Origin of the sequence: Pontibacter sp. HSC-14F20 (assembly GCF_019599265.1) — a bacterium.
GTDB lineage: Bacteria > Bacteroidota > Bacteroidia > Cytophagales > Hymenobacteraceae > Pontibacter.
In genome coordinates this window covers 31,335-43,547 of the sequence record NZ_JAHZTC010000029.1, presented here as the reverse complement: position 1 = coordinate 43,547, position 12,213 = coordinate 31,335, and the positions used below count along the sequence as shown (strand labels likewise).

At 48.9% G+C, this 12,213-nt stretch carries 10 protein-coding genes and 2 pseudogenes; 7 read left to right on the top strand and 5 right to left on the bottom strand.

Annotated features, from left to right (window positions below; translation table 11 throughout):
- Positions 1-486, top strand: a 486-nt coding sequence (locus tag K3G39_RS19575) for a T9SS type A sorting domain-containing protein (protein WP_220627869.1), incomplete at its 5' end; no start/stop codon positions are given.
- 127 nt (positions 487-613) lie between these two features.
- On the opposite strand, the gene K3G39_RS19570 is transcribed toward K3G39_RS19575, so the two are convergent.
- The 3 genes and pseudogenes from K3G39_RS19570 to tcmP all read right to left on the bottom strand — a co-directional run bounded on the left by K3G39_RS19570 (position 614) and on the right by tcmP (position 4,236).
- Positions 614-1,177, bottom strand: a complete 564-nt coding sequence (locus K3G39_RS19570; RefSeq protein ID WP_220627868.1) for a DUF1543 domain-containing protein — start codon at positions 1,175-1,177, stop codon at positions 614-616.
- A 345-nt stretch (positions 1,178-1,522) separates the two neighbouring features.
- Positions 1,523-2,616: pseudogene (locus K3G39_RS21040) on the bottom strand (ISAs1 family transposase).
- A 495-nt stretch (positions 2,617-3,111) separates the two neighbouring features.
- Positions 3,112-4,236 (bottom strand): three-Cys-motif partner protein TcmP, encoded by a 1,125-nt coding sequence (tcmP, locus tag K3G39_RS19555; protein WP_220627866.1) that lies wholly within the window; start codon positions 4,234-4,236, stop codon positions 3,112-3,114.
- A 127-nt stretch (positions 4,237-4,363) separates the two neighbouring features.
- Here tcmP and K3G39_RS19550 point away from each other — a divergent pair, with 127 nt between their 5' ends.
- A complete protein-coding gene (locus K3G39_RS19550; RefSeq protein ID WP_220627865.1) occupies positions 4,364-4,798 on the top strand; it encodes a hypothetical protein in 435 nt (144 codons plus the stop codon).
- A 209-nt stretch (positions 4,799-5,007) separates the two neighbouring features.
- Here the strand turns inward: K3G39_RS19550 and K3G39_RS19545 are convergent, their stop codons facing one another.
- Both K3G39_RS19545 and K3G39_RS19540 read right to left on the bottom strand, forming a co-directional pair.
- On the bottom strand, positions 5,008-5,214 hold the full coding sequence (locus K3G39_RS19545) for a hypothetical protein (RefSeq protein ID WP_220627864.1): 207 nt from the start codon (positions 5,212-5,214) through the stop codon (positions 5,008-5,010).
- Positions 5,215-5,425: 211 nt separating this feature from the next.
- Positions 5,426-7,876, bottom strand: coding sequence for a TonB-dependent receptor domain-containing protein (locus tag K3G39_RS19540; protein ID WP_220627863.1), 2,451 nt, complete (start codon positions 7,874-7,876; stop codon positions 5,426-5,428).
- Between the two features lie 179 nt (positions 7,877-8,055).
- On the opposite strand from K3G39_RS19540, the gene K3G39_RS19535 reads away from it, so the two are divergent.
- The 5 genes and pseudogenes from K3G39_RS19535 (at position 8,056) to K3G39_RS19515 (ending at position 12,188) form a co-directional block, all read left to right on the top strand.
- The gene (locus K3G39_RS19535; RefSeq protein WP_220627862.1) at positions 8,056-8,685 is read left to right on the top strand and encodes a phosphatase PAP2 family protein; all 630 of its coding nucleotides are present in this window, start codon (positions 8,056-8,058) and stop codon (positions 8,683-8,685) included.
- Between the two features lie 423 nt (positions 8,686-9,108).
- On the top strand, positions 9,109-9,606 hold the full coding sequence (locus K3G39_RS19530) for a hypothetical protein (protein WP_220627861.1): 498 nt from the start codon (positions 9,109-9,111) through the stop codon (positions 9,604-9,606).
- A gap of 175 nt (positions 9,607-9,781) precedes the next feature.
- Positions 9,782-10,518 (top strand): annotated as a pseudogene (locus tag K3G39_RS19525) (SDR family NAD(P)-dependent oxidoreductase).
- Between the two features lie 228 nt (positions 10,519-10,746).
- Complete coding sequence (locus K3G39_RS19520; protein WP_220627860.1) at positions 10,747-11,634, top strand: dienelactone hydrolase family protein; 888 nt, start codon at positions 10,747-10,749, stop codon at positions 11,632-11,634.
- 29 nt (positions 11,635-11,663) lie between these two features.
- A complete protein-coding gene (locus K3G39_RS19515; protein WP_255594537.1) occupies positions 11,664-12,188 on the top strand; it encodes a GNAT family N-acetyltransferase in 525 nt (174 codons plus the stop codon).
- Positions 12,189-12,213: the final 25 nt, after the last annotated feature.

Below are 12,213 nucleotides of genomic sequence, written 5' to 3'. Positions count from 1 at the left end.
GCCGCCCCCTACGCCTTGCACGGCGATGACGGACGCGGTAACTACTACTTCGGCAACTGGAACCCGCCGGCAACAGGCACCTATACCCTGACGGCCACCCCGTATGCCGGCGCCAACGGAACCGGTGTGGCCGGAACCCCGCTCACCATCTCCTTCAATGTGGTGGAAGAGAGTGGAGTAATGGCTAATAGCGCGTCAAAAGAACAGAGATCGCCTGAAGCAGAGGAACCCTCTTATGTGTACCCGAACCCTACTAGTGATGGTCGTGTTAAGCTAGTTGTGCCTGTTGCAGCAAATGAACAACTCCGGTACAGTTTGTTGAATTCCATTGGGGAGAGGCTCTACTCAGGTGAACTGACGAAAGAAGCATCATCAAGGCAAGTGGATTTCGACTTCTCTGAAAAGATGAAGACACCAGGCGTCTACTTCCTGAGAATGGAAAGCTCTAGAGGAATAAAGGTGTTTAAACTAATGAAAACGCTCTAAGCAGTAACCGCTTATAAAAAAAGCCCCAGCCTAACTTTTAGGCTGGGGCTTTTTTTATAAGTATTCTAACTAAAGAGACCAAAATGAAACTGGGACTCTATCGTATTTATCCGAACCTTTTAATAATCTACAATTTATGCAACTGGAAATAACCCAGGTGCATCTCGTCGTCGGGCCCTGCTATACCTGGTGTGATCTCAAGGCTGAATTTTTGCTTGTCCTCAGCTGTCAGGATGTCTTTTACCTCAAATACTTCGTCCACATCCACACCAAACTTATCGTCAATGTGAGAGGAAGCGCCTTTGAAACCGGTGTGTTTGTAAAAAGCAGTTTGTTTGGCCTGCTGCACCGCTCCCGCCTGGTCTTGCGCAACGGCCAGCATCTTGTAATGAAATTCGTCAAACTCGCCAGGCTTATACCCGCCAAGATTCAGAAAGAAAAGTCTGTCTACCCCGGCTTCAGCAGGTATAGCCGCTTTGGGTATTACCTTTATCTGGTAACCATTTACCTGTGTCACTTCCCGCCAGGCATCGACGTGGATGTTGCCCTTCGCCTCTGGCCAGAAAGACTTGATGGCCGGCACCAGGTCTTTCACCTGCTCGCCAATAGCAAAGAACAGGTCGTGCTGCTCCGTGTTGCGCCCCGCCGGCCGACATCCGAGCATCAGCATAAATAGTTTTGGATGTTGCATTGGTGTTTTGTTTATGGTTCTTGAAGTCTAACTTTTCTTGTTGATGTTACTATCGTTTCACTTTACTTATTTGTCATCCCGTAAGGATCTTGCTAGCCCGTAGCACAGGCTTAATTTCTCTTTAACCAAGTTTCTTAACAGAAAGACAGCCCGTTTCAAGCTTGCCTTTTTAGAATGAAATGACCTTGCCCACAAAAAAGAATTTCGGAATGATTGACATCCCCCTTTCCCTTTCAAAGGGGGACTTTCCGCCATTACCACCTTACAGGTATAGCTTTGTAGTTGCCGTAATTTGCTACTCCTTCTGATTATACCCACACCTGCCCCTCCTAAGAGGTAGGGCTGTTAAGTTCTAATTAATTTAGTTATTAAGTCAATCTTATTGGCAAAAGCTGTGATGGCTTCCTTCATAGATTGAAACCCGCTTTTGCGGGCGATGTTCAAGGCCATGCTCTTCAAGAGCGACAGGTTCTCGGGCGCCTGTCCTGTGTAGATGCCGTTGCCGTCCTCCCCCAGGGTCACATCCTTCTCCCAGTGCACCCGGTTCTCAATCCCCCAATGCCCCCGGATGACCTGGGCCAGCTGGGCCGCCTCCGCCTTTTTGAGGCTGCAGATGTAGTAGCTGCTCCGCTCGTAGTCCTGTCCCTTCCGCCTGCCCCGGCGCACCAGGCGAACATACCACGCAAGCCCCGGCCACTGGGCTTTCGCCTTCGCACTGGCCGCAAACAGCTCCAGCGTGCGGCGCACCTCCCTTCCCCGGCAGCGCTCGCTCTCCTGCCAGCGCCCGACGGGGCTCCCCTGGGCAGCAGCCTGCTTGATGTCTGAGAGCAGCTTTGACTGGTTGCCCTTGACCTTGATGAGGTAGTGCTGGCGGTGGGAGACGATCAGGCGGGCCGTTTTTTTTGGCAGTGCAGCGCGTCGAGCGTCAGCAGCAGGCCCCGCTGCCGCATCCGCTCCAGCAGCTCCCGCACGCTGCCTATCTCGCTCTGCCTGCCGTTCTCGAAGCGCTCCACCTCCTCCACCAGCCCTGTCTGCTGGCAGAAGGCGCTCACCAGCACCACCAAGTTCTGCCGCTCGTTGTCGTGCTCGCTCACCGTGGAGCGCAGGCTCTTGCCGTCGATGCTCACCACCCGCCGCCCCTGCCCGGCCGCCCAGCGGTGGAAGGCCGCCGCCAGAGCCCTGAAGTCGACATGGGTGAGCACCTGCCGGACGGTCACATGGCTGGGGAGCTGCCTGCGCTCAAGTCCCAGGCAGGAGACGAGCTCCTCGAGGTTGTGGCCAAGGAAGCGCCCTATCTCCCGGTAGGCGCAACAACCGCTCATGATGCCCATCACGATGATGCATAGGGTCTCGGCCAGGGGGTAACGCCGGCCCTGCGCCCTGCGAAAATCAGGCACCTCCCGTAAACAGGCCAGTAAACTAAGTCCGCTCGTTTCCATTTTTCCCTCCTTTTACTAAACCTTTTAGTTTACGTAGGTGAGAACTTAACAGCCCTACCCTTCAATGGGGGACTTCTGTCATTACTGATTGTTAGGTGTAGGCAATGTCGTAACTGTCTCATTTCACTGACAGGTATAGCAAGACTAACTTGCCCCTCAAGCTATGAAATAGATCACATCAGCCAGGTGCACCATTACGACACTCCACTGTTGGGGGTGAAGGGGTCCCCCTGTCAAGAGCCTTCAGCGAGTGGGTGTAGGGGCCCTTGATTTTTTTCTTTATCGAGGGCCCCTACACCCATCAAGGGAAAAAGTAAGGCCCGCCCGGCCAGGGCAAGCTATAAAACAATACAGCCTTCTATACCTGTAAATAGCAGAGGCTACAAAGCTATACTTGGGCCAGAGGCCCCACCATAGTAGACACGAGCGTGGATGCTTGCGCCATGAAGCTATACCTGCAATAAGCCCCGCCGGCCAAGCAAAAAGAACCTCTCCTTACTTATACCCAATAATCGAAGTAAACGTAACCTTCCGCATCGGCTGTCGGGAAACAGGATTGATCGCTTCCACTACTCCCTCCGCTTTCAGCGCCTCCAACGCTTCTTTGTAATTCCCCCGGATATAATTCGTGCCGATATTATGGTGCCGGTAAATGCTGTCGATCGGGAGATTATGGTAATAGGCACGCTTACCAGCCAGGTCAGTGATCAGGTTTTTGATCGAGTAGCGGTACTGCTCCTGAAACAGCGACAGCTGGTGCTTTATGTTGGCTCCAAAAAGCGGCACCCCGTCTTCCTGGTAGTCGCTATACATGAGCATGAGCTCTTTCATTTTCATGTAGGGCGCATCGTTCTTTGATACAAAAAACAGGTAGTGGCTCGTCTGGTTCTTTTTGGGCAGACTGATCTTGAAACGGAACGTCTTGTAATCCTTATCCCGGAAAACGTCCTCAAACTGGTCTACCATAAAATCTTCGCGCTGTCCGGCATCCTGGTAACGGTCACAGAACTCACGGATCTTCTGCAGACGCTCCTTGCCAAACACATCAGCCATCATACTATCATCTGTGGCACCTTGCACAACAGCCCGAAGTTTGGCCGGTGTGAAGAGCATGAACAGATCGAGTCCCCATCGGCGCACTGACTGCAACAGCAATTGCTGCGAAAACTCGTAACCAAAGGGATCAAGGTATAGCAAAGTAGGCACATCGCTTCCGAGGAGCTTGGCGAGCGTTGTCAGACTTGCTTCTTCATGCAATAGTACCGGCTTGTGCTGAAGGTCCTGGAAGTAAGGTAGCTGTTGCAGGTTCGCTTTTAGTTTGGCGGTGACGGTCTTTTTTTCATCATTAAAAAAAGTACGCACCACTTTGTTGAGGTTATACTTGTCAGTAGCGCCGAAAATGCTGTTGAGCACGCGCACCGGTGTGGCAGGCTTGCCTTCTTCCGGCTTCCCATCACCGGCGTACAGGTCGATAAAGGCCAGCACCGGGTTAGACTTATAGCGCTGCCCCTGTAACTGGGCGCTGCACCAGGCCTTAAAAAATTCGTTCAGCAGCTCAGATTTGATCTCAGCGCTGCTGCGTTGTTCTATAAAAAAATCGTTTGTATCGGCAGTCGACATGCAAAAAGGTCAATTCTGCCCATCCGGCAGGTATAGCAATCTGACTTTCTATACCTGTGGGCTGGGCCAATGTTTTATGGATAGGTAAAGTTAGGGCTTGTTTCAATTATAACCTTAATTTTGCAGCATGAAACTGACTGGCAACATTCTCAACATTAAAAACAAACGCGACGACCGCAACGCAGGTATAGCCGTCGAGGTGGACAAGATCGAATATGTGACCTACAAAAAGGATGGCAAGTATTTTCAGCCTTTTAACCTGGAGGTCGAATTGGAAGAACCGCTCGTGATCACCGGAGATCAGTTGGCCCGCAAACCGGAGAAACATCTGCAGGAAGGCGAGTACGATTTCGATGTGTATGACAAGGAAGACGGGGAATATGTGCGCAACGAGAACAGGTTTTTGTCAGTGCTGCTGGTATACGACGAGTTTGAGCATGAGCATGTGCTGTCGTCGGTAGAGTATACAGTTACGATCTCAAACGAGGAGTTCAAGGTTTTGAAAGAAGAGCAGCATAAGCTTCGCCATTCCCGCAAAGGCTTGGGCAAAAAGAAAAAATAGTCGGCCGCTCATCAGGTATAAAAACAGAAAGACCTGCTTCAAGCATTGCTTAAGGCAGGTCTTTCCTTTTCATGTTCCGTCAAACATGGAAGCAATTCTTCCAAAAAGCTTCTACAAGCTTTATCTCAGGTTTACACCTGTCTGAACGTAAACATAATGTCTATACCAAGGTATACGTAAGTCAACTCATAAGGTTGATGTTCAGACATTTACTTTTTATTCATACCCAGGTATATGCCATACCCAATCAAGCCGGCACCCACGGCAAAGAGCACATACTGCTTTTGTCTGGTGTCCAGACCGTTGTAGGTATCCAGTCCGAACTTGCCAGGGTTTTTCACAACGTTCATGATCTCACCCGGATTTTCCATCAGGTAATTCAAAGGATTCGAGGAGTTTGATGTATTGGTTTTCATGTTTCCTAAGTGGTTTATTTTGCTCTCTTCTCTACGAAAGCCATGCCTAAGAAGATATGAAATATAAGAATCAGTGCCGGCTTTGCGGCTGAAGTATTCCCGTGTTCTTCTTCTACATTACTATCCATAATATTTTCAAGGATAAGAAGGTCATCCTAAAATATGCAGGAACAATACCCCTTTATTTTTCGACAGAACAAACAATAATTTCTTAATTACCCGTACGGTTCAGTTCTTCCAGGGTGCTGCGTTTGCGCTCTTCAGGCTTCTCTCCTTTGCTGAACTTGTAGCGCAGCGTGAACCCGATATTGCGCTGCCGGAAATACTGGTTCCAGTCGCTGACGTTGCCTTCGCCCACCAGGGCACTGATGATGAGGTCCTGGGTTTTGAAAATGTCGTTTGCGTTGACGCTCAGCTCCAGCTTCTCCTCCAGAAAGCTTTTCTTTACCCCTACGTTCACCCACCAGCGCGGATCTATTACATAGAGTGCATAAGCTCCCGGTCCCTGGTAAGTGCCGTTTAGCTCCAGCTTTATTTTCTTAGGTAGCATGATCGTGTGGTTCGTCTGCAGCATGTAAAACATCTGGTCGTTGATCATCTGTTGCTTGTTCACCACTGCCGAGAACTCATTGTAAGAAAGGAGCATGGTGTTGCTGCTCTCCCAGTTTTTCATGATCGTAAACGGCACAATGGCGGTCAGGCTCAGGTTGCGGGATTTAGGCACGTTACCGACATAGTAGATCGTAGTGGACGTCTCAGGTATAATCTCTGGCAACTCGGCGATAACATCGCGGTTGAGCTGGTAATTGAGCACCAGGTTGTAAGTCTTTTTAAACACCTGCGTGATGCCGATGGCGTGGGTGTACTGCGGACGCAGATCCGGATTTCCCTGCCAGTAGGTATAGGGGTCGCGATAGGCAAAGAAAGGGTTGAGCTGACCGTAGTTCGGACGCTGGATGCGCCGGCTGTAGTTGTAGTTGATCTGGTAGTTGTCGCTCACTTTCTGCTGCACAAACAGGCTCGGAAACAGGTTGAGATAATCACGATCGTTCACATCACGGGTGGTAATCGACTCTCCCCGCGAGGTGGTATACTCTGCCCGCACACCCGCCTGCACACTCAGATGTTCGCCCAGCTTGGAGTTCAGGTTAAGGTAGCCGGCATAGATGTTCTCATCATACACAAAGTGGTTCGTGCGTCGTTCATCCAGTTGCAGATTCTCGCTATTGTTAAAGTAAAAGCGGGAGTCATTGTCAGAAACTACCCGGCTGGCCTTTGCTCCTACTTCCACCTTCCGGCCGTTGGCGAGCGGACGTGTAAAATCTACTTTGGCTGCAAAAATATCAAACTCGTTGGGCGTGTTGGTATACAGGAAGTCTTGTGTTGGCGGCAATCCGGTTTCCAGGTCATAAAAATAATTGTAGAAGTTGGCGTCACCTCTGTTTTTGATCTTCACGAAATCCAGGTCGGCGGTAAGCGTCGTGCCGAGGGTGTCGTACTTGCCCATGTAGTGCAGGTTGGTAGTGAAGTTGGTGAAGCGGTTCTGGTTAAAGTTATCCGCATCGATAAACTGCGTCGGCTGGTTAGGGGCATTTCCGATATAGGTTTCGGTCAGGAAGTCAGCGTGCAGTTTGTTAGTGTTGAAATATCCCATCACACCCACACTATGGCGCTCGTCGAAGCTGTAATCCGTACCCACCCGAACAGCAGGAGGTCCTTGCACTTCATAATTGCCGGTCGCCACCTGGTCGAAATAAGTAGTACTTTCGTCTCCCTGGAAAACCCTGTTAAAGGTAGCATCCCGGCCGCCTACCCGGCGTGCCATGTCCAGGTTCAGGAAAGAATTCCAGGGACCTGTTCTGTGATTGATGTTGCCCCCGGTAGAATAACCGTACTGTTTTCCATTGTAGTTGGCACCTGCATAGGCGCTACCATTTATACCCTGCAGCGTATTCTTTTTCAGGTTGATGTTCAGGATGCCCGAAGAGCCCTCTGCATCGTACTTGGATGAAGGGTTGGTGATGATCTCGATGTTGCGGATGTTTTCGGCTGACATGCCTTCGAGCAGCGAGCGCAGGTCGCGGGCGGAGAGATAAGTCAGTTTGCCGTCCAGCATAACAGTAACCCCTGCCCTGCCATTCAGTTGTATGTTGCCTTCCTGGTCTATGAAAACGCCCGGCGAGGTAGCCAGCACATCATAAGCCGTACGGCCTGCAGCCAGAGCCGTTCCTTCTATGCTCACCACCATACGGTCGGCTTCCTGGGTGATGGTGGGACGGAGTGCCTCCACGGTTACTTCCTTCAACTGCGTTGTGCTGGGTGCCAGTCTGATATTCCCGACCGCCGTCTCTGGCTTTGCCGCACTGACTGTTACCCGGCTGATAAACTTTTTCTGATAACCCAGGAAGCTGATGGCCAGCTGGTAATTACCCGGTGCTATACCTTCAAAAGAAAAGCGGCCATTGGTATCGGTGAGTGCGCTTTGCAGTGCCTTCGTATTGCCGGACTGGAGCAGGGCGACCGTTGCATACTCAATAGGCTTTCCTGTTAGCGAGTCAGAAAGTGTGCCTGATATTTTACCAGCTTCCTGCGCCCATGCAGCACTTGAAAGCGACAGGAAAAGGCATAGCAATCCCATCAAAAAAAGTACATTTTTTTTCATAGCCTATCGAATGATAATTTTAAACTTCCGCCTTTGTATTTGTGGGGATAAGCTAAAGACAATTATTTCGTAGCACAGTTGCATCCGCTCCAAATTAAATCTGCCACCTTGCTGCATTTCGGACAATGGAAATGAGAAAACCACGTATAGAAACAGAAAAAATATATTAAAGCTTACCCATGTTTCTGCTCCCGCATCTGGCGCTCATACTCACTACCACACTCTTCGAAACTTTTGCAGACCTGGACCTGGCCACGCTGCAACTGCTGAATGGCAACCGGGAAACAGACCTGGATTTTGTGCTGCTCACCCTGACAGTGACCGCCTACGGACTTGGTGCCGTAGTACCGATTTGCCTATACCTGGCGGGGCACTTCAGGCGGTTGGTTTCGCTTAAGCTAAAGGCCTATCAGTATGTATTTGCCATGGGGTTGAATATTCTGTTTATTGGCTTGCTGAAGTATACTGTCGATCGCCCCCGCCCATTTGTGACCCACGACACAATTGAGCAGATTGCAGAAGCCAGCAGTCCCTCCTTTCCTTCGGGCCACACGGCTTTTGCTTTCACGGCGGCCGTTGTGCTTGTACTGATGTTCCGTAACCCAGTCCTGCGCGGCCTCCTGCTGACCTGGGCCTTGCTTGTAGCCTACTCCAGACTGGCATTGGGCGTGCACTACCCCAGCGACGTGCTGGGTTCCATGCTACTCGGATCGGCCGCTGCCTACCTCGCCACCTACGCCTTGCGGAAACACCGCGAGCAATTTTATACCTTGCTTAGGCGAAGCCGGAATTTTAGGATAGTGCGGTAGGTATAGCATTCCTTTAAGGTGCAACCTGTCAGTCGAAAACCCGCCAAACCCAACTCTGATAATTGAAACATCCGTTTTTTTGAAACGTGTAGTTGCGCTTATAAACGCTTACGGATATTTCCTACATTGGCTGAGCATCATACAGGCTATTTTCTTAGGGGAAAATTTGCTGAATCCACTCAGAAAAAAACCCAATTATTTTCCTTAATGACTTGATTTACATAGTCATTAACACTATAGTTAGCCACACGCTGAAAAAATAATGAATCAGTGAGAGAGTTTATGTATAAGCGCTATATTAGTAGAGCGCTATCGAGGCGACCAAGTGATGAAGCAGCTGCTATGGTACTCCACTCAAAGTGCAGATAAACCGATTAGATTTCCGTTTAACTACAAGTTGGCAATCAGACAATAAAGAAAAGAATGACTACATATCTGCCAATGCTGGGATTACTTCTCTGTGGGTTGGTCTGGGTACATGTTGACTTTATTGCGATTATAGTTGCTTTCACACTTCTTTTTACTCTTCCTGTACTGGCTGTTATATTTCTTGTGTATTTAGCCTTAACCGTTAAGGGATTTGTAATAAACAACAGAGAACTTAGGCTTGAAGGATTTACTGGATTAATAGTTTTAGTACTGCTCATATTCTCTCCATTATTATCCCTTGCTGCAGTGGAAAAGATAAAGAAAACAAAGGCAGAGGCTATCATCAATGATTTAGAAGAATATAGGCAGTACAATGGTCGGTATCCAAGTGATTTAGCGACAATTGACAGAGATAACGATTTGATTACATTAACTTATTCCTACAATTTCAGTGCTGACACCTACAGCCTTAAATTTAAGAATGGTGGACTAATTAACCATGTTTATGACAGCACAGATAAGCAATGGTGGGTTTACGGATGGAATGATTAAGAAGTACTTCTGCCAACCAAGTTTAGCAGTACGGCTTGCTGACGCTGCACCATTCTGCTTCATAAGTACCGTTGTCTGTTAGTTCAGAAAGCAATTATCCTAACTAAAAATCATTAATAAGGCACAAGAGAATGTGGTTTGGATAACAGGTGCTTCGTCTGGCATCGGCAAGGCAATGGACTTTGAATGGGCAAGATTAGGATATAAAGTAGCTCTGTCCTCCAGGCGTAAAGAACTGTTGGAAAATGTGGCTAACGAGATTAGTCACTCAAGGGAGAGGCATTGGCGATTCCGTGTGATATAACGGATGAAAATGCTATTGAAAAGGTAGTCGAACAAATCATTACAGCCTGGGGGCGCTTGGATGTTGTTGCAGCCAATGCCGGTTTTGGTGTTTTTGGAAGTATAGAAAAGCTAACAGCCAAAGAATGGAATAGACAATTACAGGGTAATATCACAGGCTTAGCCTTAACAGTTAAATATGCCCTGCCCCATTAAAAGAAAAACAATGGAAGGATCGGTTTGGTGGGCAGTGTGGGGGCATATCTTCCTAATCCTAATTTGGGTGCATATGGGGCTTCAAAAGCTGCCGTACATTCTATTGGTCAGACTTTACAGGTTGAGTTAATGGGTACTGGGGTGAGTTGCATGACGATGCATCCCGGATTTGTAGTTTCTGAAATTGCAAGGATCGACAATGATGGCGTTTGGCATCCTAAGCGACCAGATCCACGTCCGTCAAATCTGATGTGGCCTACTGATAAAGCTGCGAAAGTAATGGTTAATGCTATTTTGAAACGAAAGAGAAATTATATTTTTACTGGCCATGGCAAAGCATTTGTATGGTTGCAACGATGGTTTCCCGGATTGATGAGACTCATTATTTCAAAAAGCCCAAAACCTGATTCATAAAAGGAAAGTGAAGTAAAACATATATTCTGACTTTGAAGGATATACAAGAGGAAGCCAAACACACATCAGCAGCTACAGGTTTCTCTCCCTATCAAAATCAAAATAATTTAAGTCTTATCTAACTATTATCCCACTCATTTTCATTACCTTAAATGATATTTATGTACTTTTCAAAATTCCGACAGGTATAGCAAAGCTGCTTCATCAAGAACAAAAAAACCACCTCCTATGGACGAGCTCAAAAAAGAAGACATCAAGCAAGAAGTGTTTGACCTGTATGACGACTATGCCCACAACCGCATCAACCGGCGGGATTTTATGCAGAAGCTCTCGATCTATGCCGTAGGCGGGCTTACGGTTGGTTCGCTTGCAAGCTTTCTGATGCCGGATTACAGGAGCAAGGTACAACTCACAGCCGACGATCCGCGCATCATCTCGGAGTATATTACTTACCAGTCACCCAAGGGCGGCGGCCCGATAAAGGCGCTGCTGTCGATACCGGCTGATGCGAAGAAAAGACTTGGAGGCGTGGTGGTCGTGCACGAAAACCGGGGCCTGAATCCGCATATCGAAGATGTGGCCAGAAGAGCGGCGCTGGCTGGGTTCATCTCACTTGCACCAGATGCCCTCACTCCACTCGGAGGCTATCCGGGTACGGATGACGAAGGCCGTACATTGCAAAGCCAGCGCGACCGCAACGAAATGCTCGAAGATTTTATAGCGGCGCACGATTACCTTAAAAACCACAAGAACTGCAATGGTAAAGCCGGTGTGGTAGGCTTCTGCTTCGGTGGCTGGATCTCGAACATGATGGCCGTGCGTATACCTGATTTGGCAGCTGCTGTTCCGTTTTACGGCGGTCAGGCTCCCGTTGAGGATGTACCACAGATCAAGGCGCCGCTCCTGCTACACTTTGCCGAGCACGACACCCGCGTAAACGAGGGCTGGCCGGCATATGAAGAGGCTTTGAAAGCGCACAACAAAAAGTACACAGCGCACTTCTACCCGGGCACAAACCACGGCTTCCACAACGACACTACGCCGCGCTACGACAAAGCTGCAGCTGAACTCGCCTGGCAACGCACCGTCGACTTTTTTAATCAACATTTGAAATAACGGCTCACAGCTATACCTGACGCAGGCATATGATGAAATTCAAACTACGCCCCTGGACCCTGGAGGACCTTGACAGTCTGGTGCGGTATGCAGACAACTTCAACATCGCCCGTAATATGTCGGATATTTTTCCGCACCCCTATACCTACGAGAAAGGCAGGGCATTTATAGAGATAGCCACCAAAAGTGATCCGCCGAACATTCTGGCGATAGAGGTAGAAAGCGAAACTGTCGGAGGTATAGGCGTACATCCGCAACACGACATTTACCGGAAAAATGCTGAGATGGGCTACTGGTTAGCTGAGCCATTCTGGGGCAAAGGCATCATCACGGAGGCGATTCGCCTGATGGTGGACTATAGCTTTGCAAACTTGGATATCGCCCGCATCTACGCCCGTCCTTTTGGGCACAACATCGGCTCGCAGCGTGCACTCGAGAAAGCGGGCTTTGTGCTGGAGGCCAAACTAGAAAACACCTTTTACAAAAATGGGAAATACCAGGATGAACTAATCTACGCCATTAGGCGACCGGCTGAGGCTGAATCTCAGGTATAGCATTTCTGATTTTTAAACAAAAAGG